Genomic DNA, 25,795 nt, shown 5'->3' on the forward strand with positions numbered 1-25,795 from the left:
GCAGATGCGCAAACGAACAGGAGCGAATCGATGGGCGAAGCAATGCGTGACGTAGTGGTGGTGAGCGGGGTGCGGACAGCGATCGGCGACTTCGGCGGCAGTCTGAAGGATTTCCCTCCGACCGAACTGGGCGCGATGATCGTGCGCGAGACGCTGCGGCGCGCGAACGTCGCGGGCGACGAGGTTGGTCACGTGGTGTTCGGCAATGTCGTGCATACCGAGCCGAAGGACATGTACCTCGCGCGTGTCGCGGCGATCAACGGCGGCGTTGCGCAGCACACGCCGGCGCTGACGGTGAATCGTCTGTGCGGCTCGGGGCTGCAGGCGATCGTCTCGGCCGCGCAGACGATCATGCTGGGCGATGCGGACATCGCGATCGGCGGCGGCGCGGAGTCCATGAGCCGCGCGCTGTACGCGTTGCCGGGCGCGCGCTTCGGACAGCGCATGGGCGACGGCAAGCTCGTCGACATGATGCTCGGCGCGCTGCACGATCCCTTTCAGACGATCCACATGGGCGTGACGGCGGAGAACGTCGCGCGCAAATACGGCATTTCCCGCGAGGCGCAGGACGCGCTCGCGCTCGAATCGCATCGCCGGGCGGCGCACGCGATCGCGGAAGGGCGCTTCAACGACCAGATTCTGCCGATCACCGTGCGCGCGAAAAAGGGCGAAGCCGTCTTCGACACCGACGAGCACGTGCGCCACGACGCGAGCGCCGCCGACTTCGACAAGCTGAAGGCGGTGTTCGTCAAGGAGAACGGCACGGTGACGGCCGGCAACGCATCGGGCATCAACGACGCGGCGGCAGCCGTGCTCCTGATGGAGCGCGGCGCAGCCGAACGACGCGGCGCCAAACCGCTCGCGCGGCTCGTGTCCTACGCTCACGCGGGCGTCGATCCGGCGTATATGGGCATCGGTCCGGTGCCCGCGACGCGCAAGGCGCTCGAACGCGCGGGTCTCGACATCGGTCAGCTCGACGTGATCGAAGCCAACGAAGCCTTCGCTGCGCAGGCGTGCGCGGTGACGAACGAACTCGGGCTGGATCCGGCCAGGGTCAATCCGAACGGTTCGGGCATTTCGCTCGGCCACCCGGTCGGCGCGACGGGCGCGCTGATCACCGTCAAGGCGCTTTATGAGCTGAAGCGCATCGGCGGCCGGTACGCGCTCGTCACGATGTGCATCGGCGGCGGGCAGGGGATCGCGGCGATCTTCGAAAACCTCCAGTGATCGAATCGATTCGACGCTGAGCGCCCCGCGGAAATCATGGGTCCGCGGGGACCACTTGCAATAGCGGTTCGGGCTTCACGGCGATTTCTCCCGAGAACGGGCGATCGTGCGACAGAATCAGCAACATGGTCGTTGCGAGACTCGCGCAGAACAGCCCGGTCGCGACGGCGGACGCCAGCCGGTTTTCGCCATGAACCAGCGCGATCGCAAACAGCAGACAGGCCGCGAGAAAGCTCAGGCATAGCCATTTGATGCCGCTGACTTCAGACCGGCTCACCAGAATGCGCTGCCGGCGAGCTTCGAGGGCCTGCTCCAGCGACACCGCCATCTGGCGCTGCGCGGTCTGTTGTCCGGGCGTGTTCGCCGGCAACGCGAGCGCGAAGCGCAGCGCCTCGTTCAGCTTGGGCGGGCTGATTTTCAGCGTGACGGCGCCTTGCGCCATCATCGGCCACTCGGTGTCGACGGTGTATCCGATGTATTCCCGCACCAGCTTTCGCAATTGCATCTGCGCATCTGGCGGGAACACCGCGGACAGCACGACGATGGATCGCAGCGCGCCGGCTTCCGCGTCGACCGCGGCGTTGGCGCGCTCCGTATCGTTCCAGACCTGCGCGGCCGTGAAGGCGATGAGCAATCCGAAGATCACGCCGATCGGCGAGAGCAGGCCGGGCGAAAGCGCCGTGAACGACCGCCGGTGTGCACTGGCCGCAAGCCGGCCCGCCACGAAGTAAATCCCCGCCCCCACGATACCGGTTGCGCCGAATACCACGAGCGTCATCTGCCATAACGGGAGGTTGTGCAGCCAGGTACTCGTCATCGGGAGGTGCACCGGCGGAACGGAGAGCCCATTTAATCACAGGCGCCGCCGTCGATCGAATCGTCGATCGTCATTCGAACGCGCCGGTGCGCACGTCGCCGCCGCGCAGGTAGCGCGTGACGAGCGCGCCGCCGGGCGTCTGCGCCGAGTGCGCGAGCGTGAAAGCGGACGGCAGCGCGTCGTCGCCGAACATGCGTTTGCCGCGTCCCAGCATGACGGGGTAAACCAGAAGGCAGAGTTCATCCACGAGACCGGCCGCGAGCAGTTGGCGCACCATCTCGCCGCTTCCGAAGGTCAGCAGATTCGCGCCGTCCTGAGCCTTGAGCGCGCGCACCGCGTCGGCGAGGCCGCCCGCGAGCGCATGGCTGTTCTGCCAGCCGAGATCGCCGGATCGATGCGTGGCCACATGCTTGGGCACGCGGTTGAACACGTCGGCGATGGCGCGGCTCTTCGAATCCGCCGAAACGTGCGGCCAGTGCGACGCGAAGATGTCGTACGTGCGACGCCCGAGCAGCAGTTCGAACGGCTGCGCAAGCAGGCTCTGCACGTGCTGGCCGATGGCTTCGTCGGCATAGGGAACGATCCAGCCGCCGAAGCGGAATTCGCCGCTGGTATCTTCATTGGGGCCGCCCGGCGCCTGAATCACGCCATCCAGACTGATGAAAGTCGAAACGATGAGCTTGCGCATGTACGTTCTCCAGGTCTGTGGACCCGATCGGTCCGTACATACGACGAACGATCCGGCGGAAAATCGACAGCGGCGCGCAGGCACGTCGAGGCGTTGCGGCAGGCGTCGCGGATCGCGTCAGCCCGCCGCCGGAACCACTCGAACCGCGCGGGCCTCCGATCCGCTCAGTGCCCCAGTCCGCTCGCCGCGATCCGCTGCTCGACGAATTGCGCGAAGAGCGCGTGCATGCGTGTCGTCGGGTGCAGGTCGTCGGCGAACATGTAGGTCTGGTCCGCGTTCGACGAAACGTAAGTGGCGGGCGAGCAGAGCAGCGACGTGTCGTGGGGCGTCTTCGACGGGTCGCACGCCTGGGCCGTGTTGGACACGGTGAATCCGTTGGCCCGATAGTTCCCGATGGTCTGCGTCGTCCACGCGTAGGAGTCGACCACGATGACCTTGCCCTGCAGACCGTTGGCCTGCAATGCCGAGGTCAGGGTCGCATTGAAAAGCTGCGACAGTTGCGTGAGGTTCCCGCCGCCATCGGATGACTTGATGCCATCGGGCGACAGACCGATGTTCGGCACGTTCACCACCACGACATGCGTGGCCCCGCTTTGCACGATCTTCGCAACGAGTTGCCCGAGCGTGTTGGCCGCGGTCTGTACGGTCGTGTTGGCGGCGGGCGGCGTGCCCGCGCGGAGCACGTCGTTCGCGCCGGCCCAGACGAGCACGAGCTGGCCCGAATTGAAACTGCCGTGCGCGGAAAGATAGCTCGAAATCTGCTGGTTGACCGGCATCTCGATATCGCCGATCACGTCGGTGAGGAACTGGTTCTGATCGGCCGGCGTCGCGACCGTGGAGCCGCCTTGCGCGTAGCCCAGCCCGCTTTGCGGCTTCAGCTCGTGCCCGAGGTCGATCGTGAACGCCGTCGTGAGCGTGTCGCCGTAATATTGCGCGACGTCCTGCGTCCACACCTGTCCCGGGTTCGTCGTGAAGCGCCCGCCGCCGACCGTGCTCGCGAGCGGCGCATAGGTCCCGACGTCCGACAGGCTGTCTCCGAACGCCACCACCTGCAGCTTCACGCCGCCCGCCGGCACCGATACCGTGTTGCTGCCCGAGTCGCCTCCGCCACCGCTGCCGCCGCCGCATGAGGTAAGGAGTGCAATCAGCAAGGCAGAAATTGCGCGGCGTATGCCGGCTGTGATTCCTTCGTGGCGCATCGTTCCTCCCGTCCCGTGGTCGGCCGTGCGGCTTGGCGCCTGGCGACGGCGCGTCGTCAGGCGAGGATGGAGCCGCGAACTTGTCTATCCACGGGATCGCAAGCAAGAAAGATGCGCCGCGCGTGAAAGCGAAGCGGCGCGCGGCGCGCACCAACGAAAGTCAGCGCCCTCTAGCGCCAGTAGCCGGCCGCGTAGTGGCGATAACCCCAGCCCGGATGTCCGCCCCAGTAGCCGACGGCGACGGACGGCGCGTAATAGGCGACGGGCGGTGCATAGACGGGCACCGGCGCAACCGGTGCGAGCGGAACCGCGGGCGCGAAGGGCGCAACCGCCACGACAGGCGGTGCATAGACGGGCACCACCGGCATCCCGACGCCCATGCCGACGAACACATGCGCCTGGGCGCTGCTCACCAGTCCGATTCCGAACACCGTAGCGACGGCGACAGATCCGATCTTGTTCATGATCCTTCTCCTGGAAACGCGGTGCGGCGTGGGCACGCATCGGTTGAGAAGGATTCTGGACATCGATAGTGAGCGAAGAATGAGGATGGCGGCGCGATGCCCTTATTCGGTTCCGCAGTCGTTGCAGGTATTGTCGATGTACCGGGCCGGCTTGCCATGTTCCGGCGGGCTGATCTGCATATAGCCGCCGTCGAGGATGTTATGACGGACGACGTTGCCGCTATAGTCGACGCCGCCCTCGCCATTCGCCCCGCCGGTGATGTTGCCGCCGTTGACCATGCGGTTGCATTCGAGGACATTGCCGCCGGTGTCCTGCGTGGCGTCGTTGTTTTCGGGGCCCATGCGGCAGTTGTCGGCGAGATTGTAGGCAACGCGTCCGTTGACCGATCCCACCAGCGCGATGCCGTAGAGCGGGCAGTTGGCGAACGAGTTGAACACCAGAACGGCCCCGGTGCCACCGCCCTGGCCTTCGGTCTGGAACATCGACTGGCCGAAGAAATCGCGGAAGCTGTTGCCCGCGAGGACGAAGTTGTCCACCGCGCCGTTGGTCTGGACCGGAATATCGTATTCGCCGGGGCGGTCCCATTCGCGGATGCGCGTCGGATTGGCGCCCACGAAATTGCAGCCGACCACGCTGTTCCCCGTCGACGGACCCTCGAAGTTGAACATGTTGCTGTTCCCGCGGACGGTCTTCCTGAGCGTCACGCCCGGCTCGCACTGGATATGCCGGTTGCTGGCCGTGATGACGACCGTGTGATTGAGCAGATACGTTCCGGCAGGCACCAGCACGTCGCCGGCATCGACGGCGGCCTGAAACGCCTTGGTGTCGTCGGTCTTGCCGTTGCCGGCGGCGCCGAACGCCTTCGGGCTGCGCGGATCGACCAGCTTCGGCGGCGTGAAGGATGTCTCGGGACAATTCGCCGTCGCAGGGACGGGCGAACTCGTGAGGCCGGCGCGATGGCCGCCGTCGTCATCGCTTTCGCCTCTCAGGCGGTGCCACCAGTGCTTGAGGTTGTGCCAGGTCAGCCGGTTCAGAAGGCGGCCGTCGTCCCATGCGGCGGAAACCATCTGGGCATGCCGTGTCACGCCGGGCGTGTTGATCGCGAGCACGGAAACGACGATCACTATTACGAAAACCACAATGGATTTCTTCATTTACCTTCCAGGCGCGCTGCGGTTTTCACGACGACGAAGCCCCGGTCATCAGGCGGGCAGCCGCAACTGTCGCACGGTACGGCCGCGAACTTCTGCACGGTAGCGCACCAGCCGGGAACGCGGACGACTGGTGCAAATTTGCATCATCGCGCGCCGGTGGCGTGGCGAACAGTCCGCCCGTCGCGTTTGATGCACTCTCCCCCGGTGCGCGAGCGGCCAGCCGGTCCGGCGCCAATCGAGGTCAAATTGCCGGAGGGAGAGTGCTGACCGCAACGGTGCAATCGTTAAGAGAGCGTCTGCTTGGCGTTCATCAGGATCACAAGCGCATCGCGAGGAGCGCGTTCGTCCTGTTGTTGTTCGTTCTCGCCGGGAAATTCATCGGCGCGTCGAAGGAAATGGCGATCGCGTATCGATACGGGATCAGCGGCACCGTCGACGCGTATCAGCTCGCGCTCACGATGGTCACCTGGCTGCCCGCGACGATCACGAATCAGTTGAGCGTGCTGCTCGTTCCCGCGCTCGTCGCGCTCAGAAACGACAAGGCCCAGCAGAACCAGCTTTTGAGCGAAGTCGAAGGCGCGGGGCTTGCCATCGGCGTCGTGTTTTCCCTGCTGCTCTATTTCTTCTGGCCTCACATGGTGGGCTTCTTCTCGGGCAGCCTCGCCGAATCGACGCGCGAGATGTGCCGGCAAATGGTCGTCGGGATGACGCCGGTCGGCGTGCTGGCGTTCACGATCTGCATCTCGGCGGCGCGGCTGCAGGCGTCGGAAAGGCATATCAACACGCTGCTGGAATGCGTGCCGGCCATTGCGCTGCTGGTGTTCGTGCTGAGCGCGCGCGAGAACACGTCGATCATGCCGCTCATCGTGGGCACGACGATCGGCATCGTGATTCAGGCGGTCTGGCTGCGGATACTCGCACGACGCGCCGACGGCGTGCCCGCGCGTCCGCGCCTCTCGCTGCGCGCGCCGCAGTGGCCGGGCATGACGCGGTCGATGGGCATGCTCTTGATCGGCTCGGTGGTGGCGAACCTGTGGCTTCCCGTCGATCAGTATTTCATGGCGCGCATGGGCGATGGCGCGATCGCGACGCTCGGCTACGCGAACCGGCTGCTCTCGTTGCTCGTGAGCATGGGCGCGATCGCGATCAGCCGCGCGACCTTGCCGATCCTCTCGGAAATCCTGCATCGCGGCGATCACGCGCGGGCGCGCAGCACGGCGCGCAAATGGTCGTTCGTGATGCTCGCCGTGGGACTGGCGGGCTCGGTCGTCGCCTATGCGCTCGCGCCGTACGCGATCAAGCTGTTTTTCCAGAAGGGCGCGTTCACGAGCGAGGACACCGTCGCGGTGACGAGCCTGTTCCGCTTCGGGCTTTCGCAGATTCCGTTCTCTTTCGGGATGTGCGTGCTCATCCAGTTGTTCGCGAGCGAAGCGCGCTACAAGGCCATCACGGTCATATCGGTTCTGGGCTTCGCGACCAAGCTGGCGGCCAATGCCGTGCTGATTCGCTTCTATGGCCCGCTGGGCGTGCCGCTCGGCACCGGGGTCGGTGCGGCGAGCGTGTTCCTCTGCTATTTCTTCTGGACGCGTTTCGCGCCGCTCTATGCCGGCGAGCAAGGGAAGGATAGTCACTAATCGCGCCATTCGATCGTCAGCCGCTCCCTTTCGGGCAACGGCCGACGATCCTGCAACGCGCTACGCGCCCCGCACCATCACGCGGTGAGCGCGCCGCTTCACTTCCGACTCGTTCTCGACACCGTAGTCCCGGTCGAGCGCCGCCGCGGCGGCGTAGACGCCCGGCTCTTCGATGACGCCCGCATGATTGCCCGGCACTTCCGCGACCGTAAGACCGCTGCGCGCGATCTTGCGCCATAGCGGCAGCGGGTCGCCCCGGTCTTCCTCGCGCGAAGCGGCGCGCACGTAGACGATGCGGCCGCCTTCGTACGGCCTCGGCCGGTAGTTGTTCATCGCGGTGCGGAACGTGTCGCGCATGCGCCTCAGCACGGGCGGCATCGGATCGCCGGCGGCGGCCGGTTTCGACGGCGCTCGCGGCACGCGGCCGAGGCGCATCGCCACCTTGTTCGTCGCGGCGAAGAACTTGGCGAGCGCGAAACCCGTGCGTTCCCGCGGCGACATGCTCGCGAGCGTCTTCCACAGCCGGCTCGCGTAGTCGCGCCGGAACTGGAGTAACGCGAACCACGGCAGCCAGCGTTCCTGCACGTAGGTGTCGAGCAGACACACGAATTCCGTCTGCTCGCCCGCGCCGAACAACTGCTGGGCGATTTCGAGCGCGACCAGCCCGCCGAACGAGAAGCCCGCGAGCGCGTACGGTCCGTTCGGCTGAACCTTGCGTATCTGCTCGACGTAAGTCTTCGCCATGTCCTCGACGCGGCGTTGCGGCGGCGTCTCGCCATCGAGGCCGAGCGCCTGCAGGCCGTAGACCGGGCGCTGTTTGCGCATGCTGCCGATGAGACGCGTGCATTCGAGCACGGACCCGGTCACGCTGTGCACGAGGAAGAGCGGCGCGCCTTCGCCTTCGCGCATCGGCACGAGCACTTCGGAGGTCTGCGGCAGCGCGCCGTTGTCGATCACGTCGGCGAGCTTCGCGATGGTCGGCGCGCGCAACATGGTCGCGAGCGGGATCGTCCGTCCGGTGACCGGTTGCAGTTCCGCGAGCAGACGCGCCGCGAGCAGCGAGTGCCCGCCGAGCTCGAAGAAATTGTCGTCGCGCCCGATCGGCGCGAACGCGAACAACTGCTCCCATTTAGTTTGCAGCAGCCGTTCCAGTTCCTCGCGCGTGGCGTAGGTCTGCGGCAAGTCTTCGGACCGGTGCTGCAAGGCCGGATGCCGGCGGATCGCATCGAGCGATGCGGGATTGCGCAACGCGGCGGCGTTGGTCACGTCGAGTCCGTTGACCGCGTTGCGCACCGCGGCTTCGGTGAGCTTGCCGCTATGCGTGACCGGCAGATCGTCGACGGCCGCGATCACATCGGGGACATGGGCGGCGGACGTGCGGCGCACGAGATCGCGGCGTATCCGCGCGATCAGCGCGCCGCAGAGCCGCGCACCCGGTTTCAGCGTGACGAGCAGCACGAGCCGCTCGCCGATGAGCTTGCCGGGCGCATCGGCGGTCGTGTCGCGCATGCGCTGCTGCACGACGATGCCCTCGCGAATCTCGGGAATATCGTTGAGCACGCGGTAGATTTCACCGGGCCCTACATTGATGCCCCGCACGACGAGCACGCCATCGCTGCGTCCGTGCAGGCGCGCGGTGCCTTCCGGCGGAAACTCGATCTGGTCGCCATGCGTCCAAACGCCGGGGTTGGCGCTGAAATAGGCTTTATGAAAGCGCTCGCCGTCCGGATCGTTCAGGAATCCGAGCGGGCGTGACGGAAACGGATTCACGCACACCAGCTCGCCGACGCCTTGCGCACGCGCGCCGTCGCGCCACGCCTGGACATCGAGCCCGAGACTCTTGCACTGGGCTTCGCCCGCGTACACGGGAAGGCCGGGATGGCCGAGCACGAAACAGCCGAGAATGTCGGTGCCGCCGGAAATCGACTGCAACTGCAACGGCTTCACGTTGTCGCGGACCCATTCGAACTGCGCGTCGAAGAGGATCGCGCCGGTCGACATCATCGAGCGAAGGGCGCGCAGATCGAACTCACGCGATGGCACGAGCCCGGCGTCTTCGCACATCTTCAGATAGGCCGGGCTCGTGCCGAACACGTTGACGCGCTCTTCGGCGACGAGCCGCCACAGCGTATCGACCGAGCCGATCGGTCCGTCGTAGGTCACGACTTCGACGCCCGACGCGAGCGCCGACAACTGCCAGTTCCACATCATCCATGCGCAACTCGTGTGGAAGTACATGCGATCGCCGGGGCGCAGTTCGCAATGCAGCCGATGCTCTTTCAGATGCTCGACGAGGCTCCCGCCCGTGCCATGCACGATGCATTTGGGCTTGCCGGTGGTGCCCGAGGAGAACATCACGAACAGCGGATGATTGAAGCCGAAGCGCTTCCATTCGACGCGCGCCGGATCGCCGGCCGCCAGCAACGCGTCGAGCGAATTGACGGGCGGCGCGGCGCGCACGGCCGATGGATCGCCGTCGAGGCTCACGACGCTCGTGAGCGAAGGCAGCGCGTCGGCGAGCAAGGCAATCTTCCGCGCGAGCGGCGTGCCTGTGTCGAACGGCTGTGCGGCGGTGTGCGCGAACAGGAAGCGCGGCTCGAGTTGCGTGAAGCGGTCGAGCAGCGTCTCGATGCCCATCTCGGGCGCGGCGGTGGATAGCGTCGCGCCGATCGCGGTCACGGCGAGCGCGGTGACGATCGCATCGGCATCGTTGCGCATCACGCCCGCGACCCGGTCGCCTTCGCGCAAGCCCAGTTGCGTGAGCGCGTCGGCGAGGCGCGCGACGCGCGTGCGCAACTCGCCGCGCGTGAGACGCACGCGGCGTCCATCGGCGTGACATGCGGTGAGCGCGGGCGCATCGGCGGGGGCGATGGAAAACCCGAGCAGGTTGTCCGCATAGTTCAGCGTGACCTCGGGAAAGAAGCGCGCGTGTTCGCACACCTCGCCGGCGCACACGGGCTCGGCTTGGCCGGACCATTGCAGTCCCGGCGTCCATTGCAAGAAATGTTTCCAGAAGAGCCGGTATTCCCGGATCGAGAAGTCGTGCAACTCGCTGTAGCGCGTGAACGGCTGCCCCGTGTCTGCCTGCAAGGCCCTGGTGAACGCGGCCATCTGCGACTGCGCAGCGCGCTCGGGGTTCTGGTTGAAGATCGGCAGGCGCGACTTCGCCTCGCCAGGCGATTTCGAACGATCCATGAAGATGCTCCCTCAGCTGTGATGGCAATACCTGGTCCCGTTGGTTTGCCTTTTTATTTTTGAATCTTTGAGTTGTGCGTGGCGTCTTGGGGACGCTCTCTGTCTGTCGAGGTCCGATTCCGGGCGGACCGTTTGTCTTCGACGATGAAGCGTATCCAGCCAGATCGCTCCGCAATGTGCGGAGAGGAACAAAAGTCGTCTGCTGATTGGAGAGGCTTGAAGGGATTCGGTACGAATGACGTCGGCCATCGAAGATGACCGATCGGTCGCATTGCTGTTTCGTCGCGGACTGGCCCTTGTGTTGCAGACAACGTATCCAGTTGCGTGAAGTAAGCACCGCTTTCAGAGCGATGCAATCCGGTGGAATGCACGCGCGGTTCCGGGCGTGTTGCGAGTGCGCCAAGCGGCGCGGCGTGCGACACAAGCCGCACGCCGCGCACTGCTATCGCGCAGGTTCGAGCAAGCCCAGCAAGGTCGGATCGAGTCGCCAGTCGGGCGTGTGCATGAGCGGCCATGCGCCCGGCGAATCCGGCGAATTGAAGTAGACGACCGCCGTGAGCAAGGGCATGCCCGGCAGCACGTCGCGCAATGCCGACAATGCATTGCGCTGGCGTTCCGGCGAGCCTTCCACGCCCAGCTCCGCGACCATCACCGGCAGACCGTATTGCTGAACCCGCGCGTACTTGTCGCGCAGCAGCTTAGTCGCCGATGGCGCGCCTTCCTTCGAACCCATGGCGCACGTCGGGCAATCGAAGACGGACAGGCCGATCTCGTCGACGTAACCGCGCCCGGGAAAATACGCGGCGAGCGGCGTGTCGCCGCGCGGCGACCAGACGAAGCTCAGCAGCTTCGAACCCGCGCGGCATCGATCGACGAAATGCCGGTAAGCGTCGATATAGCCCGAGGGATCGTTCGCGGCCCACGGATAGCGGCCGGTCGCCGTTTCCATCTCCTGCGCCCAACGCACTTTCACATGCGTGCCGAGCCCGCGCAGCGCAATGCACACACCGTCGATCTCGGCATCGTACGCGCCGAGCTTCACGTCGCGCAGCAGCGTATGCGGATTGCGCGATGTCGCCGTCCACGGTTCCACGGTGACCATGAGGCTTCGTTTGCGCAGGCTCGCATAGTTGCCTGCATCGTGGATCGCGCTGGCGGCGGCGGGGTCCGCCCACGACACGAAGATGTGCTCGTAGTCGAGCGTGTCGGCGAGCGCGTACGCGTGGTCCGGATCATAGGCGCCGAGCTTCGGCGGCTCGGCGGCCACGGCGGGCGTGATCGCGCCGCCGCGCCACATTAGCGCCTCGATGCCCTGGCCGAGCCGGAGATAGCCGCCCGCCAGCAACACGAGTACCGTGGCGACGATGAGGGCGCGCCTCGCGAGCGGCCCTTGCGCGAAGAGAGGCGCGAACATCGACTGGCGATGCCCGTTCTCGCGCGCATGCGCGACGACGATCAGCATTGCGATGGCCAGGTACACGACGGCATTGAACATCGAAATCACGTAGAAGCCGCGGGCATTGTCCGCGTCGCCGACGAGCAGAACGGGCAGGCCGCACAGGAGCGCGAGCCACAAGTACGGCGCGACGACGCGCATCGGTGCGACCGGGTCCGCGCCGGCCGTCTTCGGCGTCACGCGAAACGCAAACTCGCGTCCGCGCACGCAGTCGAGCGCAGCCGATGCGACGCCCAGAAGCGACCACGGCCAGCGCGCGAACAGGAACGCGAGCCCTTCCCACGACACGACGTTCGCGTCGTGCGGCCGCAGACAGCCCGTGGTTTTCACCCAGGCCATCAGCAGCAGGATACTCGCCGTCACCGGAGCCGCATGCAGCAGATAAGCCGTATAGGGCACGTCGGCCCAGACCCGGTGCGTGAGGAGCGCGATCGCCGGCATCGCGACGCTTGCCGCCATGGTCAGCGAGAAGAGCGGATACCATAGTTGCGCGAACAGAAACTGCGCCTTCAGACGTAACGGCAGACGGCCGAAATAAGACGACGTATAGCGGAGCAGAATTACCGCGAGGCTCTTCGACCACTGAAATTCCTGCGTGACCATGTCCGCGAACGTGCGCGGGCCTTCGCCGCTCGCGATCGCATCGAGCGCATGAATGCCGCGCCATCCATGCGCGTTCATCATGAGCGTGGTCGAGTGGTCTTCGGCGAGTTCCGGCCCGAGACCGCCGATGTCACGCAAGGCTTTCGTGCGCACCGCGTAGTGAGAGCCGATGCAAAGCGGCGCCATGCCGCCGTTATGTCCCGCCTGCAGCGCGCCGTGCAACGCCGCTTCCGCATGCAGCCGTCCGCGCGCGGCCCAGCTTTCGGCCGCGTTGCTGTTGCAGATGCTCGGCGCCGACACGTAGCCCACGTCCGGATCGGCGAAGGGCCGCAGCATCGCTTCGAGATATCCCGGCTGCGGGACGTGGTCCGCGTCGAGTTGCGCGACGAAGTCGTAGTTCGCGTAGCCGAACTGATCGTAGAAGTACGCGAGGTTGCCCTCCTTGCAACGCGTCCGTCGCGGCCACGACGCGTTGTGATAGTCGGCCACGCCCTTGCGCGTCGAGAGATGCACGCCGTGACGCACGCACCATTCGACAGTCTCGTCGGAAGGATCTTCGTCGGCGAGCCAGGTGTCGTGCGGATAGGACTGCGCGAGCATCGCGAGCAGCGTCTTGCGCACGATGGAGAACGGTTCCGACGGCGCTTTCGTGACCACCATCGCCACGCGCAGCCCGGCGGGAATCGCGCGCGCGCGATTCGGCACGCGCGCGCGAGAGAACACCAGCACGAAGTAGCCGGGAATGACCGTGGTCCAGAAGAGCACTGCGCAGTTCACCGCGTAACGGAATGCATCGACATCGTGTTCCGGCCGCAGCCACCACGTCCAGAATGCGACGAGGCTCAAGAGCCAGCACGATGCGAGCAGCGTGAAGGAGACCCGTTGCCGTGCGGACAGCAACGGAACGAGGAACGGCGCGGACGAGTCCGCTTCGCCGGCCGCGCGCGCATGCTCCGCGTCGCGGCCGGCTCGCTCCAGTTCTTCGGGACGAGCGGCCGGCGAGCTCATACGGCCTCGCTCGCTTCGATCGTCGCGGCGAGATCCGCGACGGTTTCCTGCCGCGCCGTGTCCGGATGGACGGCGCGCGGGCTGCGCAAACCGGCGCGCGGACGGCGTTCACGGCGTTCGACAGCCGGCGCGCGATGCTCCGCCGACGTCTGGCGCCCGATCCGCACATATTGGCGGAAGCCGCTGTCGCGCACCGTATCCTCGTCGAACAGATTGCGCAGGTCGATCATCACCGTATCGGCCATATAGGCGGCCAGCTCGCCGAGATCGCATTCGGTGAAGTCCTTCCAGTCGGTGAGGATCACGAGCGCATCCGCGCTGCGCGCCGCGCCGACCGGCGTGGCCGCGACGCCGACGTTCGGCAGCATGCGCGCGGCCTCGGCCGGGCGCGACGGATCGTACGCGCGAATCTTCGCGCCGTGTTCCTCGAGCATCTGGATGAGCCCGACGCTCGGGCTTTCGCGCATGTCGTCGGTTTGTCCCTTGAACGTGAGGCCGAACACGGCGAGGCGCTTGCCCGCGACCGAACCGCCGCACGCCGCTTCGATCTTCTCGAACATCACCGTCTTGCGGCGCGTGTTCGCTTCGATTGCCGCTTCGACGATGCGCATCGGCACGACATGCTCGGAGGCCGTCGCCTTCAGCGCGCGCGTGTCTTTCGGGAAGCACGAGCCGCCCCAGCCGGGACCGGCCTTCAGGAAGGCCGCGCCGATACGGCGATCGAGACCGATGCCCGCCGCCACGCGATCCACGTCCGCGCCGACGACTTCGCACAGATCCGCGATCTCGTTGATGTAGCTGATCTTGACGGCGAGAAACGCATTGGCGGCGTACTTGATGACTTCGGCCGTTTCGATTTCGGTCGCGAGCACTTCATAGCCGTTTTGCGCGAGCGGCGCGTAGATGCGGCGCATGATCGCGGCGGCGGCTTCGCTGTCGGTGCCGAACACGACGCGGTCCGGATGCATGAAGTCCTGAATCGCTGAGCCTTCGCGCAGGAACTCGGGGTTCGATGCGACCGCGAACGACTGGCCCGGCGCAAGGCAACGCTGCGCCACGCGCTGGACCTCGCGATTCGTGCCGACCGGCACCGTGGACTTCGTGACGATCACCGCGAACTGATCGAGATTCGGCGCGACCTGTTCCGCGACTGCCATCACATAGCGCAGGTCCGCGCGGTCCGTGCCCGGATGCGACGGCGTGCCGACCGCGATGAACACCGCTTCGCGTCCCTTCACGCTCGCCGGCAGATCGAGGCTGAAGCGCAGCGTACCGCGTTGCACGTTGCGGCTGACGAGCTCGTCGAGGCCCGGTTCATAGATCGGCATGCGCCCGTGATTCAATGCATCGATCTTGGCGGGATCGTTGTCGATGCAGACGACGTCATGTCCGAGATCGGCCAGGCACGCGCCACTCACGAGACCGACATAACCGGTCCCCACGATTGCGATACGTACGGTCATTTTGTTGCTCCCCGAGTTTGATTGATTTGATTCAGTCTGGTCTTGTCGATATTTTTTTGTGCTTGCCGCCCGTTACAGCGATTCGGCGTCGACCGGGCTGTCGATGTCGATGAACCATTTCGCCGCCGTTTCGACCATCGGTCCGATGTCGGTGTATCGCGGCTTCCATCCGAGCACGCGCGCCGCTTTCTCCGCCTGCGCGTAAAGCGCGGGCGGGTCGCCGGGACGGCGCGGTGCATGCTTCGCATTCACCTGCCTGCCCGTTGCGGCCTGCACGGCATCGAGCAGTTCGAGCACCGAGGTGCCGCGTCCGGTCGCGAGATTGAACGCGCCGCTTTCGCCGCCTCGCAGGAGATGATCCATCGCGCGCAGATGCGCATCGGCGAGATCGTTCACATGCACGTAGTCGCGCACCGCGGAGCCGTCCGGCGTCGGGTAGTCCGTGCCCATCACGCTGAAGGCCGGACCCGTGCCGAGCGCAGCGCCGATGGCGAGCGGAATTGCATGCGTTTCCGGCTCGTGACGTTCGCCGAGCTCGCCTTCCGGATCGGCGCCCGCCGCGTTGAAGTAGCGCAGCGCGATCCAGCGCAGCCCGTACGCGCGCTCATAGTCGGCGGCCATGCGTTCGGTGACGAGCTTCGTGAAGCCATAGGGATTCACAGGCTGCTGCGGCGTGTCCTCGCTGATGGGCAACGCGGCGGGAATACCGTAGGTCGCGCAGCTCGACGACAGCACGATGCGCGGCACATCGTGACGGCGCATCGCGTCCAGCAGCGATTGCGTTCCGCCGACATTCACGCGGTAATAGCTGGCCGGGTCCTGCATCGACACGCCCACGTAGGCGAGCGCGGCGAAGTGAATCACGATGTCGGGACGATGCGTAGCGAAGGCGTCGTCGAGCGCAGCGGCGTCGAGGAGATCGCCGATGCAGAGCGGGCCCCATTTGACCGCATCCGCATGTCCCGTCGAGAGGTTGTCGAACACGATCGGCGTGTGCCCCGCACGCGCCAGCAGCTTGCATGCATGGCTGCCGATATAACCGGCGCCTCCGGTAACGAGCGCTTTCATGATCAGCACTCCTCCGCGAGCGGCGTGAGCCAGAGCTCAGCGCTGAAGTATGCGATGGTCGACGATAGCCCCTCGCGCAGAGGAATCTGCGGCTTCCAGCCGAGCAGCGCTTGCGCGTTGCTGATATCGGGGCGGCGCTGCTTCGGATCGTCGACGGGCAGCGGCTTGTTCGTGAGCGACGACGACGTGCCCGTGATGCCGATCACCAGTTCCGCGAGCTCGCGCATCGTGAATTCGCCCGGATTGCCGAGATTGACCGGGCCTTCCGGCGCGGCGCTCGCACGCATGATGCGAAAGAAGCCTTCGACGAGGTCGTCGACATAGCAGAACGAGCGCGTCTGCGAGCCGTCGCCATAGATTTCGAGCGGATCGCCGCGCAACGCCTGCACGATGAAGTTCGACACGACGCGCCCGTCCTGCGGATCCATCCGCGGACCGTAGGTATTGAAGATGCGCGCGACGCGCACATCGGTGCCGTACATGCGGCGATAGTCGAAGCACAGTGTTTCGGCGGCGCGCTTGCCTTCGTCGTAACACGCGCGCGGGCCGATAGGATTCACCTTGCCGCGATACGATTCCGTTTGCGGATGCACTTCGGGGTCGCCGTAGACTTCGCTCGTCGATGCCTGAAAAACACGCGCGCCGGTGTCATAAGCGAGATCGAGGCAGTGCTTCATGCCGATCACGTTGGTGAGCATCGTATGCACGGGATCGACCTGATAGGTCGGCGGCGACGCGGGGCAGGCGAGATTCCAGATCTCCGTCACGTCGATCTGCGGCAGCGACACGGAGATATCCGCTTCGATCAGCGTGAAATGGGGCGATGAGCGCAGATGCGCGACGTTGGCGCGACGGCCCGTCATGAAATTGTCGACGCATACGACATGCTTGCCTTCCCGCACGAGCCGGTCGCAGACGTGACTGCCGAGAAATCCCGAACCGCCCGTTACCATGACAACCGGACGTTTGTTCGTATTGCTGATCAATGTTTTAGTCATTGTGGTCTTCGGTTATTGGTTTTTGTCCGAGTGATCCGGCTGGTTCCTTTCCCCGTCTTTGCGGATCACTCACCCCGCGAACCGATATTCATCAGCCAAAAGAATGTGCTCTGTTGTACGACGAACAAATTTCCTTCGATTACGGCGTGAGACGGGATTCGAGGAAAGATTACCGCGCAAACGTTGTCGCGATGCCCCGATACGTGTTCGGATCGCGCGCTCTCGCTCATCCGGCAAGCGTCTCGCCGGAGATGTCGTGCTTCATTGATGATCTGCAGTCCTACGCAAAAAATGTTAATGCAAGCTTTCTTGATGGCACCTGTCAGGTCGAAGTAAGCGTGCAGCATGAAAGACAGCTCTTTGACGACGCCGAATCGACTGCTCGCAACGATATCTTCCGCACGGACAATCGGGACCGTGCATCATGTAATGCCTGCTGCAATGAAGGAGTCCGATCGCAACATGCATCTACCGGCAAGAAGAAGATTTATTTCGCTGGCCCTGGCCGCATGCGCGGGCGGCCTGCTGGCGACTCGCGCGCTCGAGCGCGGCAATGAGCGCGCCGACGGGATCGCCTACGGCAAGGCGCCGCGCGAACGGCTCGATGTCTATGCGCCCCGATCTGGCGTGGGCGCGAACCGGCCCGTCGTCGTGTATTTCTACGGCGGCGGCTGGCAAAGCGGCCATCGCACGGATTCGCGCGACATCGCAGAAGCGCTTGCCGAGCACGGCATCGTGACGGTCGCGCCGGATTACCGAATCTATCCGGAGGCGGTCTTTCCGGGCTTTCTCGATGACGCCGCGCTCGCCGTGCGCTGGACCCGCGATCACGCCCGCGAATTCGGCGGCGATCCCGGGCGCATCTTCGTGATGGGGCATTCGTCCGGCGCGCACATGGCCGCGATGCTCGCGACCGATCCACGCTATCTGGCCGCACAGGGTATCGCGAACACGTCGCTTGCCGGGATGATCGGGCTCGCGGGCCCGTACGCCGCCGTCCCGACGAGCGACCCGCACATGGACGAGATTTTTCCGGCGGCGCTGCGCGACAGAGCGCTGCCGATCGCGTCCGTTTCCGGGCGCGAGCCGCCGATGCTGCTCGCCGCCGGCACCGCGGACACCGATGTCGATCCGCGCAACAGCGATCGTTTCGCGGACGCATTGCGCGCACATCACGACACCGTCGAACTGAAGAAATATCAGGGATACGGCCACGATACGATAATCAAGTCGTTTTCGGCGGCGCGGCGCAAGAACTCGCCGGTTCTCGCCGACGTCGTCGCGTTCATCGACGTGCATTGAGCAGGGCGCGGCCGGACGCCGCACGTGTACACCAGCGAAACGATTGATGCAGGTCAACGGTACTGAGCGCAGCGGTCTTTAAAGTGACTCAGAGCTTGCGCAGGCAAGCCAGAGTTCACACGCTCACACGGCCATCAATCGACTTCCGGAGTACATGATGCAAGCACGCGATGTAATGACTTCCCCTGTCGTTTCCGTCACGCCCGAAACGAAGGTGCATGAACTGGCGCGTCTGCTGGTGCAGAACCGTATCAGCGCCGCGCCCGTCGTCGATCAGGAAGGGCGTGTCATCGGCATGATCAGCGAAGGCGACTTGCTCCATCGTGAGGAGATCGGCACCGAGAAGCGCAACGGCCGCTCATGGTGGCTCGACATGCTCGGCTCCGATCGCGGCGCGGCCGACTACATCAAGTCGCATGCGCCGACGGTCGGCGAGATCATGACCCGCGAGGTCGTCTGCGTGCAGGAGGACACCTCGCTCGCCGATATCGCCGCGGTGCTCGAAAGCCATCACATCAAGCGCGTGCCCGTGCTGCGCGATCGCCTTCTCGTGGGCATCGTCAGCCGCTCGAATCTGGTGCAGGCGCTGGCTTCGACGCTCGCATTGGAAGCCGCACCGGAGGCGCTGGCAAGCGATGCGGAGATCCGCGCGATGCTGATGGGCGACCTCACGGGGCGCGGCTGGGCGTTCCCCGGACGCAATATCGTCGTGCGCGACGGCGTCGTGCATCTGTGGGGCACGGTGTGGTCGAGCGATCAGCTCGATGCGATGCGCATTGCGTCGGAGAGCATTCCGGGCGTGAAGCGGGTGGAGGATCACACGATTCCCTATCCGATCATGCCGGGTCTCTGAACGAAGCAGGCGTCTTCGCGTGTCATGGCAGTTCACCGCAATGGCGAACCGCCGGAGATCGCTACGTTCTCGAAAGCCGCGATCCGTGATCACAGTCGAGCTCCCAATATACGGGACGACCCGGATTGCCCTGAACGAGTGCGGCGTCCTACTATCAAGTCCCGCTGCCATCGCGGCCAGAGGTACCCCGGGGTCGTGCTTCCTGAAGCGTGCGCTGAATACATGGCGCCGCTTCGACCGCAGCCGAAGCACACCTACATCAGTTACTCAAACGATCGGGAGACAGGTATGCTCAGCGCCCACGAATTCGCGACACTCATGCTGGTCAAAGATGCGGCCGACCAGATCGTCGACCGGCACGAACTCGATACGCTTCTCGAGCGCCAACTCGTCGCGATGGAGCAGCTCGTGAGCGGCGCCCGGCTGCCTCGCATCACGGAAGACGGCGATTTGCTGCTGCGCGCGGTGCGACGCGTTCATTGAATCGTCGCGCGGGACGGTCGCGCCCTGACGAGCGAGTAAGGCGAAGAGCGTGCGTCGGCACGCCCGTCACACGCGTCCTTAAATATCGCCGATCTTGAACGGCAGTTCGACGTTGCCTCCGCTATTGATCAACGCCTTGTACTCGAGATATCGCGCCTGCGCAGTGTTTTGCGCCGCGACGAGATTGCCTGGCAAGGGCGCCTGCAACTCGTTCGGCAGAATGTCCGACATCAGTTGCCGATAAAGCGCATGCGCCGCCGGAGATCGATAACGGTTATCCAGCTCCAGCCTGCCCGATTCGGTCGAATAGTCGTAGTACTCAAGATCGATCGAACCGGTGATCGTCGTGGTCGACGGCGCCCAGTTCGAATACGTGCCGAGCTTGCCCTCATCGGTTCGCACGCCGATGATATGCGTCGCGGACTGATTGAAGTTGAAGGTTTCCGGCACGGTTTCATCGGAGGAGAAGACCACATACGGGCGTCCGGGCGCGGTCGCGCTCTTCAGCATCGGCATGAGGTCGTGGCGCTTGCCGTATAACTGCGCGTAGTCTCCGGTCAGCCAGCTTCGCCGACCGCCGTCGGCGATGGTCGCGAGCATCGGAAGAATGTCGACGGACGAGGTCAGGCCGGCGCGCACGGTGTCTATATCGCCGTTGTACTGTCCGGTCGGATCGACCACGATGAGCGGGACGTTGAACGCCTCTTCATAGCACGTGCCGGTCTTGCCGGAGATCAGGCCATGCGCGCCCGCATAGTCGCCATGATCCGATGTCAGGATGATGATCGTGTTCTTCGCGACGGCGTCCGGCAGAGAATCGACCACCGCACCGATCTTCGCATCCACGATCGACATGATCTGCGTGTAGGAGTCGAGGCCGCGTCTCCAGTAATGAAAGGGCGCCTTGGCGATGCCCTTGATTTCGGCGGGCGGCGGCGTGTTCGGGTTCGTCGGATACGCGGTGATTTCGAAGCCCGCGTCGCGGCTATCCTGCACGCCGCCCCAGACCGCTTCCTGAATGGTGCGGTTGAAGGTTTGCATCGGCGGCTTGTTCGCCGAAAGCTGGTCCGCGGATTCCCAGTTCGGCGCGGTCGACGGGTAGCCGAGCGGAGGCGGATCGCGCAGCGGATTCGTTTCCCAGTCGTAAGCGGGCGGTCCCGCGGTGTAGTCGATCCATTGCGTATAACCGTTCGGGTTATAGCGATTCGATTTGAACAGCGCGGTGAAGCGCTTGAATTCCGTGCCCGCCGGAAAGAACTCCTTGTCATGCGGATTGACGAAGCCGACGGTGAGGCACCACGGCGCATCGCTCGGCTTGCGGCGCTGAAGCCATTGCGTGGCCTGATCGGCGATATTCGCGTCGCTCAGATAGCCGTCTCCCGGATCGCCCACCGTGCCTTGCAGATTGCTGCCCGTTGGGTCGGGATAGGTCATGCCGTCGAAACCATAGAGCGACAACGGCCGCTGCCCTTGATGCACGATCGACAAATGCCATTTGCCGACGTAGGGCGTGGAATAGCCGAGCGACTGCAGGACCTTGCCGTAGGTCGGGAAATGACGGTTCAGAACGGGTTGTATCGATAGTCGAGTGTCCGGCGAATCGAGAATGGTCGTGAGCAGCCAGTTTTGCTGGGTATAGAGGCCTGTGACCAGCGCCGCGCGTGCCGGACTGCATGCCGATGCCGCGGTGTAATGCGAGGAGAACTTCACGCCCTTGCGCCAGAGATCGAATGTCTTGGGCATATAGGTTTTGAGGAAGCCGCGTGCATCGGTGATGCCGTCGGGGAATACGCGTGGAAAGCGCATTTCGTCGAGCAGGATGAACAAGATATTGGGCTTGTTGCCCGACGCATTGCCGCCTTGCTTGCCGGCGGCGCTTTGGGCAGCCACATTCGTCGTTGCGATGGCCGCGCCGACGGCCGAAGTCTTCTTGATGAAATCTCGCCTGTCCATGATCAGACATCCTAAATAAAGTTTTGGGGATCTAAATTGATTCACCGGTTCGGGCCGGTCTGTATTGATTGGATCAGTCTCCCCCTTCACGATCGTTCGCGAAGGGGCCGTGTCAAACGACAAACGAAGAATAGGCGAAACCGGAAGGGCGAAAGGCGAGGATTCATGTCATGCCGTGTCACGCATGCTGATCCAGGAAGCGTGACGCTGCGTTATCGATATGCGGAATGAGGAAGGTTCAGTCGGCGCACTATCGATATCACCATTTCTCGTTTAGCCCGCGCGGCGCGCGTTGTTAGGATCGTCGGCAATGGCATATGGATGCCTTCGCTCACCGAGGAAACACGCATGTCCGACCGCAAGAACCCGCCCTTCATGCCGGCGCGCCGCCGCGCGCTCGCCACACTCGCCGCGCTGGGAGCGGGGCTGTCGGGCGGGCTCGCCGCGCAGATCGCGCGCGCCGCCGATGCGCCGAAGACCTTGCGCATCGGCTATCAGAAGTACGGCAATTTCGTGGTGCTCAAGGCGCGCGGATCGCTCGACAAGCGCCTCGCCGCGCAAGGCGTCACCGTGCAATGGCTCGAATTCCCCGCCGGGCCGCAACTGCTCGAAGGACTCAACGCCGGCGCGGTCGATATCGGCACGGTCGGCGAGACGCCGCCGATCTTCGCGCAGGCCGCGGGCGTCGACTTCGTCTATATCGGCCATGAGCCGCCCGCGCCGCACGCCGAGGCGATTGTCGTGCCGAAGGATTCGGGCATCCATTCGGTCGCGGAATTGCGCGGCAAGAAAGTGGCGCTGAACAGAGGGTCGAACGTCCACTATCTGCTTGTCGAGGCGCTCAAGAAGGCGAACCTCGCCTGGTCCGACATTCAGCCCGTGTACCTCGCCCCCGCCGATGCGCGCGCCGCCTTCGTGCAAGGCAGCATCGATGCATGGGCGATCTGGGACCCGTATCTCGCCGCCGCGGAAAAGCAGGCGAACGCGCGTCAGCTCACCGACGCGAGCGGCATCGTGCGCAACGTGCAGTACTACCTCGCGACACGCAAGCTCGCGACGGCGCAGCCGCAACTCGTGCGTACGGTGCTGGAAGAACTCGATCAGGTCGACCGATGGGCGCGCGACAACGTGCCCGCGGTGGCCGCGCAATTGTCGCCGCTCGTCGGGCTCGATACCGGCATCCTCGAAACCGCGTTGAGGCGCTCGTCTTACGGCGTGCAATCGATCGATCCGGCCACGCTCGCGTATCAGCAACAGATCGCCGACACCTTCACCGGCCTCAAGCTGATTCCGAAGAAACTCGACGTGACCGAGGCGCGCTGGAACGTCGCCTGACGCCGCGTTCCGCGTTAGCACGATCACGCAGATCCTTAGCGCGAATCGATGGTTCGGTTGCGCGCGACGCGTCGTTAGACTCGTCCGGGCGCTGCTGCATTTGCGCGCGGCAAGCACTCATTCAATACACGACGAACATGAATGTCTTCTGGTTCATTCCCACGCACGGCGACAGCCGTTACCTCGGCACATCGCAAGGCGCACGCGCCGCGAATTACGATTACTTCCGCCAGATCGCGGTAGCCGCCGACACGCTCGGCTATGAAGGCGTGCTGCTGCCCACCGGCCGTTCCTGCGAGGACGCGTGGGTGGTCGCGTCGAGCCTCATTCCCGCGACGAGGCGCCTCAAGTTTCTCGTCGCGATCCGGCCCGGTCTGAGCTCGCCCGGATTGTCGGCGCGCATGGCATCGACATTCGACCGGCTCTCGAACGGGCGTCTACTCATCAACGTCGTGACGGGCGGCGATCCGAACGAGCTCGCCGGCGATGGCGTCTTCCACGATCACGACACGCGTTACGAAATCACCGACGAGTTCCTCACCATCTGGCGCGGCCTGCTCGAACAGTCGCACGAAAACGGCAGCTTCGATTTCGATGGCAGGCATCTGCAATCGCAGGGCGGCAGGGTGCTGTATCCGCCGGTGCAGAAGAAGCATCCTCCGTTGTGGTTCGGCGGCTCGTCGGCGGCGGCGCACGATATCGCGGCCAGGCATATCGACACGTATCTCACGTGGGGCGAGCCGCCCGAAGACGTCGAGAAGAAAATCGCCGACATCCGCCGTCGCGCGCAAGCGGAAGGGCGCAAGATCAAATTCGGCATTCGCCTGCATGTGATCGTGCGCGAGACCGAGCAGGAAGCATGGGCGGACGCGGAGAAGCTCATCGGCAAGCTCGACGATGAAACCATTCGCCGCGCGCAGGCCTCGTTCGCGAAGATGGATTCGGAAGGCCAGCGACGCATGGCGGCACTGCACGGCGGCAGGCGCGACAAGCTGGAGGTGTATCCGCATCTGTGGGCGGGCGTCGGGCTCGTGCGCGGCGGCGCGGGCACGGCGCTCGTCGGCAATCCGGAGCAGGTGGCCGGATTGATGAAGCAGTATGCGGAACTCGGCATCGAGACGTTCATCCTGTCGGGTTATCCGCATCTGGAAGAGTCGTATCGCTTTGCCGAACTGGTGTTTCCGCTCTTGCCGCGTCAGCAGCGCGAGCAGGCGAGCGGGCCGCTTTCGGGGCCGTTCGGGGAAGTCATCGGCACGTCGGAACTGCCGCGCGCATCGGCATCATGAAGGTACATATCATTGCTCGCCGCGCGCTGCCGTGGCTGGTGCCGGTCCTGATCCTGATCGCATGGGAAAGCGCAACGCGAACCGGCGGGCTTTCATCGCGCGTGTTGCCCGAACCGCTCGCGGTCGTGAAGGCGGCGTGGTCGCTGATCGAGTCCGGTGATCTTTGGGCCAACGTCAAGGTCAGCGCGGGACGCGCGCTCGCGGGCTTTGCGATGGGCGGCGGCGTCGGCTTCGTGCTCGGTCTCGCGACGGGTCTTTTCAAGCCCGCCGAAGTCGCGCTCGACTCGACCGTGCAGATGATCCGCAACATTCCAGCGCTCGCGATGATTCCGCTCTTGATCCTGTGGTTCGGCATCGGCGAGGAAGCGAAGCTCGTGCTCGTGGCGCTGGGCGTGTTCTTTCCGGTGTATGTCAACACGTATCACGGCATCCGCGCGGTGGACCGCGATCTGATCGAGATGGCGAAAAGCTACGGCCTGTCCGGCTTCGCGCTGTATCGGCATGTGATCCTGCCGGGCGCGCTGCCGTCGATCCTCGTCGGCGTGCGGTTCGCGTTCGGGCTGATGTGGGTGATGCTGATCGTCGCCGAGACGATCTCCGCGCAATCGGGCATCGGCTACATGACGATGAACGCGCGCGAGTTCCTGCAAACCGATGTCGTGGTGGTCGGCATCCTGCTGTATGCGCTGCTCGGCAAGCTCGCCGATATGGCCGCGCGCGCGATCGAACGCGTGACCTTGCGCTGGCATCCGGCCTATCAAACGAAGACGCAATCATGAATCTGATCGATATCGACACGTTGACGCCCGCATTCAGGCGCGTCGAAACGCAGGCGCGCGCGCCGCTCGCCGGGCGGGATTTCGCTGTGTCGCTGCGCGGCGTGGAGAAGCGCTTCGGCGAGCGCACGGTGCTGGACCGGCTGGACTTCTCGATCGAGCGCGGCAGTTTCGTGTCGATCGTCGGACGCAGCGGCTGCGGCAAGTCGACCTTGCTGCGACTCGTCGCCGGTCTCGACGAGCCGTCGGGCGGCGTCGTGCAGCGCAATGCCGCCGCTCGGTCGGGCGAGCTGCAGGTGCGCATTATGTTTCAGGACGCGCGCCTGTTGCCGTGGAAGAGCGTGCTCGACAACGTGATGATCGGCCTGCCGCGCGAGAGACGCGACGAAGCCCGCGCGACGCTCGCCGAAGTGGGCCTCGCCGAACGCGAGAAGGACTGGCCATCGCGCTTGTCGGGCGGGCAGCGTCAGCGTGTTTCGCTGGCGCGCGCGCTCGTGCATCGGCCGGATCTGCTTCTGCTCGATGAGCCGCTCGGCGCGCTCGATGCGCTCACGCGCATCGAAATGCAGGGTTTGATCGAGCGCCTGTGGCGCGAGCACCGCTTCACGGCCTTGCTCGTCACGCATGACGTGCAGGAAGCGGTGTCGCTCGGCGACCGCATCGTGCTGATCGATGCGGGGCGCATCACGCTCGATACCGCGGTGCCGCTGCAAAGGCCGCGTGCGCGCACGGCGGCAGGCTTCGCCGAACTGGAAGAACAGGTGCTCTCGCGTGTGCTTCAGCGTGCCTGACTGTTCTGCTTTTCGCACGACCCGTGCGGATTGAAGCGGAT

20 protein-coding genes are annotated in these 25,795 nt (G+C 64.8%); 9 read left to right on the forward strand and 11 right to left on the reverse strand.

The genetic code is table 11. From position 1 onward, the window contains the following. The first annotated feature begins 30 nt into the window (after positions 1 to 30). Positions 31 to 1,227 carry a beta-ketothiolase BktB gene (gene bktB / locus U4Y90_RS28385; RefSeq protein ID WP_321799631.1) on the forward strand — a complete coding sequence of 399 codons (1,197 nt, stop codon included), beginning with the start codon at positions 31 to 33 and terminating at the stop codon, positions 1,225 to 1,227. A 34-nt stretch (positions 1,228 to 1,261) separates the two neighbouring features. Here bktB and U4Y90_RS28390 read toward each other — a convergent pair whose 3' ends face one another. The 5 genes from U4Y90_RS28390 to U4Y90_RS28410 form a co-directional block, all read right to left on the reverse strand. Then, positions 1,262 to 2,044 carry a DUF4239 domain-containing protein gene (locus U4Y90_RS28390; protein WP_321799633.1) on the reverse strand — a complete coding sequence of 261 codons (783 nt, stop codon included), beginning with the start codon at positions 2,042 to 2,044 and terminating at the stop codon, positions 1,262 to 1,264. A 70-nt stretch (positions 2,045 to 2,114) separates the two neighbouring features. Continuing rightward, entirely contained in the window at positions 2,115 to 2,732 is a 618-nt protein-coding gene (locus U4Y90_RS28395) for a dihydrofolate reductase family protein (RefSeq protein ID WP_321799634.1), read from the reverse strand. 164 nt (positions 2,733 to 2,896) lie between these two features. Continuing rightward, a complete protein-coding gene (locus U4Y90_RS28400) occupies positions 2,897 to 3,931 on the reverse strand; it encodes an SGNH/GDSL hydrolase family protein (protein WP_321799636.1) in 1,035 nt (344 codons plus the stop codon). Positions 3,932 to 4,101: 170 nt separating this feature from the next. After that, a complete protein-coding gene (locus U4Y90_RS28405; RefSeq protein ID WP_321799637.1) occupies positions 4,102 to 4,395 on the reverse strand; it encodes a hypothetical protein in 294 nt (97 codons plus the stop codon). 102 nt (positions 4,396 to 4,497) lie between these two features. Continuing rightward, a complete protein-coding gene (locus tag U4Y90_RS28410) occupies positions 4,498 to 5,505 on the reverse strand; it encodes a glycosyl hydrolase family 28-related protein (RefSeq protein ID WP_321799639.1) in 1,008 nt (335 codons plus the stop codon). 305 nt (positions 5,506 to 5,810) lie between these two features. Here U4Y90_RS28410 and murJ point away from each other — a divergent pair, with 305 nt between their 5' ends. Beyond that, positions 5,811 to 7,184: a murein biosynthesis integral membrane protein MurJ gene (gene murJ / locus U4Y90_RS28415; protein ID WP_321799641.1), complete on the forward strand. Its 1,374-nt coding sequence runs from the start codon at positions 5,811 to 5,813 to the stop codon at positions 7,182 to 7,184. Between the two features lie 60 nt (positions 7,185 to 7,244). Here murJ and U4Y90_RS28420 read toward each other — a convergent pair whose 3' ends face one another. The 5 genes from U4Y90_RS28420 to U4Y90_RS28440 form a co-directional block, all read right to left on the reverse strand. Further along, positions 7,245 to 10,379, reverse strand: coding sequence for an acetoacetate--CoA ligase (locus tag U4Y90_RS28420; protein ID WP_321799642.1), 3,135 nt, complete (start codon positions 10,377 to 10,379; stop codon positions 7,245 to 7,247). Between the two features lie 442 nt (positions 10,380 to 10,821). After that, a complete protein-coding gene (locus U4Y90_RS28425) occupies positions 10,822 to 13,446 on the reverse strand; it encodes a glycosyltransferase family 2 protein (RefSeq protein ID WP_321799644.1) in 2,625 nt (874 codons plus the stop codon). Next, entirely contained in the window at positions 13,443 to 14,909 is a 1,467-nt protein-coding gene (locus U4Y90_RS28430; RefSeq protein WP_321799645.1) for a UDP-glucose/GDP-mannose dehydrogenase family protein, read from the reverse strand. Before U4Y90_RS28430 ends, U4Y90_RS28425 begins: the two co-directional genes overlap by 4 nt. Before the next feature lie 72 nt (positions 14,910 to 14,981). Next, positions 14,982 to 15,977, reverse strand: coding sequence for a UDP-glucose 4-epimerase GalE (galE, locus tag U4Y90_RS28435; RefSeq protein WP_321799646.1), 996 nt, complete (start codon positions 15,975 to 15,977; stop codon positions 14,982 to 14,984). 2 nt (positions 15,978 to 15,979) lie between these two features. Further along, entirely contained in the window at positions 15,980 to 16,975 is a 996-nt protein-coding gene (locus U4Y90_RS28440) for a UDP-glucuronic acid decarboxylase family protein (protein ID WP_321799648.1), read from the reverse strand. Between the two features lie 462 nt (positions 16,976 to 17,437). On the opposite strand from U4Y90_RS28440, the gene U4Y90_RS28445 reads away from it, so the two are divergent. From U4Y90_RS28445 to U4Y90_RS28455, 3 genes are all read left to right on the forward strand, one after another. Continuing rightward, a complete protein-coding gene (locus U4Y90_RS28445; RefSeq protein ID WP_321799650.1) occupies positions 17,438 to 18,277 on the forward strand; it encodes an alpha/beta hydrolase in 840 nt (279 codons plus the stop codon). A gap of 157 nt (positions 18,278 to 18,434) precedes the next feature. Next, complete coding sequence (locus tag U4Y90_RS28450) at positions 18,435 to 19,130, forward strand: CBS domain-containing protein (RefSeq protein ID WP_321799672.1); 696 nt, start codon at positions 18,435 to 18,437, stop codon at positions 19,128 to 19,130. A gap of 288 nt (positions 19,131 to 19,418) precedes the next feature. Next, positions 19,419 to 19,613, forward strand: a complete 195-nt coding sequence (locus U4Y90_RS28455) for a hypothetical protein (RefSeq protein ID WP_321799652.1) — start codon at positions 19,419 to 19,421, stop codon at positions 19,611 to 19,613. 78 nt (positions 19,614 to 19,691) lie between these two features. On the opposite strand, the gene U4Y90_RS28460 is transcribed toward U4Y90_RS28455, so the two are convergent. Beyond that, positions 19,692 to 21,566, reverse strand: coding sequence for a sulfatase-like hydrolase/transferase (locus U4Y90_RS28460; protein WP_321799654.1), 1,875 nt, complete (start codon positions 21,564 to 21,566; stop codon positions 19,692 to 19,694). Positions 21,567 to 21,914: 348 nt separating this feature from the next. On the opposite strand from U4Y90_RS28460, the gene U4Y90_RS28465 reads away from it, so the two are divergent. The 4 genes from U4Y90_RS28465 to U4Y90_RS28480 all read left to right on the forward strand — a co-directional run bounded on the left by U4Y90_RS28465 (position 21,915) and on the right by U4Y90_RS28480 (position 25,754). Further along, positions 21,915 to 22,901: a sulfonate ABC transporter substrate-binding protein gene (locus U4Y90_RS28465; RefSeq protein ID WP_321799656.1), complete on the forward strand. Its 987-nt coding sequence runs from the start codon at positions 21,915 to 21,917 to the stop codon at positions 22,899 to 22,901. Positions 22,902 to 23,038: 137 nt separating this feature from the next. Continuing rightward, complete coding sequence (ssuD, locus tag U4Y90_RS28470) at positions 23,039 to 24,187, forward strand: FMNH2-dependent alkanesulfonate monooxygenase (RefSeq protein ID WP_321799657.1); 1,149 nt, start codon at positions 23,039 to 23,041, stop codon at positions 24,185 to 24,187. Next, a complete protein-coding gene (ssuC, locus tag U4Y90_RS28475) occupies positions 24,184 to 24,966 on the forward strand; it encodes an aliphatic sulfonate ABC transporter permease SsuC (RefSeq protein ID WP_321799659.1) in 783 nt (260 codons plus the stop codon). The genes ssuD and ssuC overlap by 4 nt, the downstream gene beginning before the upstream one ends. Further along, a complete protein-coding gene (locus tag U4Y90_RS28480) occupies positions 24,963 to 25,754 on the forward strand; it encodes an ATP-binding cassette domain-containing protein (RefSeq protein WP_321799661.1) in 792 nt (263 codons plus the stop codon). Before ssuC ends, U4Y90_RS28480 begins: the two co-directional genes overlap by 4 nt. Positions 25,755 to 25,795 lie beyond the last annotated feature (41 nt).

The sequence above is a fragment of the Caballeronia sp. J97 genome (assembly GCF_905220305.1).
GTDB lineage: Bacteria > Pseudomonadota > Gammaproteobacteria > Burkholderiales > Burkholderiaceae > Caballeronia.

Coding starts and splice junctions, on each gene's coding strand:
- bktB (WP_321799631.1), top strand. CDS start 31: ATGGGCGAAGCAATGCGTGACGTAGTGGTGGTGAGCGGGGTGCGGACA.
- U4Y90_RS28390 (WP_321799633.1), bottom strand. CDS start 2,044: ATGACGAGTACCTGGCTGCACAACCTCCCGTTATGGCAGATGACGCTC.
- U4Y90_RS28395 (WP_321799634.1), bottom strand. CDS start 2,732: ATGCGCAAGCTCATCGTTTCGACTTTCATCAGTCTGGATGGCGTGATT.
- U4Y90_RS28400 (WP_321799636.1), bottom strand. CDS start 3,931: ATGCGCCACGAAGGAATCACAGCCGGCATACGCCGCGCAATTTCTGCC.
- U4Y90_RS28405 (WP_321799637.1), bottom strand. CDS start 4,395: ATGAACAAGATCGGATCTGTCGCCGTCGCTACGGTGTTCGGAATCGGA.
- U4Y90_RS28420 (WP_321799642.1), bottom strand. CDS start 10,379: ATGGATCGTTCGAAATCGCCTGGCGAGGCGAAGTCGCGCCTGCCGATC.
- U4Y90_RS28425 (WP_321799644.1), bottom strand. CDS start 13,446: ATGAGCTCGCCGGCCGCTCGTCCCGAAGAACTGGAGCGAGCCGGCCGC.
- U4Y90_RS28430 (WP_321799645.1), bottom strand. CDS start 14,909: ATGACCGTACGTATCGCAATCGTGGGGACCGGTTATGTCGGTCTCGTG.
- galE (WP_321799646.1), bottom strand. CDS start 15,977: ATGAAAGCGCTCGTTACCGGAGGCGCCGGTTATATCGGCAGCCATGCA.
- U4Y90_RS28440 (WP_321799648.1), bottom strand. CDS start 16,975: ATGACTAAAACATTGATCAGCAATACGAACAAACGTCCGGTTGTCATG.
- U4Y90_RS28445 (WP_321799650.1), top strand. CDS start 17,438: ATGCATCTACCGGCAAGAAGAAGATTTATTTCGCTGGCCCTGGCCGCA.
- U4Y90_RS28450 (WP_321799672.1), top strand. CDS start 18,435: ATGCAAGCACGCGATGTAATGACTTCCCCTGTCGTTTCCGTCACGCCC.
- U4Y90_RS28455 (WP_321799652.1), top strand. CDS start 19,419: ATGCTCAGCGCCCACGAATTCGCGACACTCATGCTGGTCAAAGATGCG.
- U4Y90_RS28460 (WP_321799654.1), bottom strand. CDS start 21,566: ATGGACAGGCGAGATTTCATCAAGAAGACTTCGGCCGTCGGCGCGGCC.
- U4Y90_RS28465 (WP_321799656.1), top strand. CDS start 21,915: ATGTCCGACCGCAAGAACCCGCCCTTCATGCCGGCGCGCCGCCGCGCG.
- ssuD (WP_321799657.1), top strand. CDS start 23,039: ATGAATGTCTTCTGGTTCATTCCCACGCACGGCGACAGCCGTTACCTC.
- ssuC (WP_321799659.1), top strand. CDS start 24,184: ATGAAGGTACATATCATTGCTCGCCGCGCGCTGCCGTGGCTGGTGCCG.
- U4Y90_RS28480 (WP_321799661.1), top strand. CDS start 24,963: ATGAATCTGATCGATATCGACACGTTGACGCCCGCATTCAGGCGCGTC.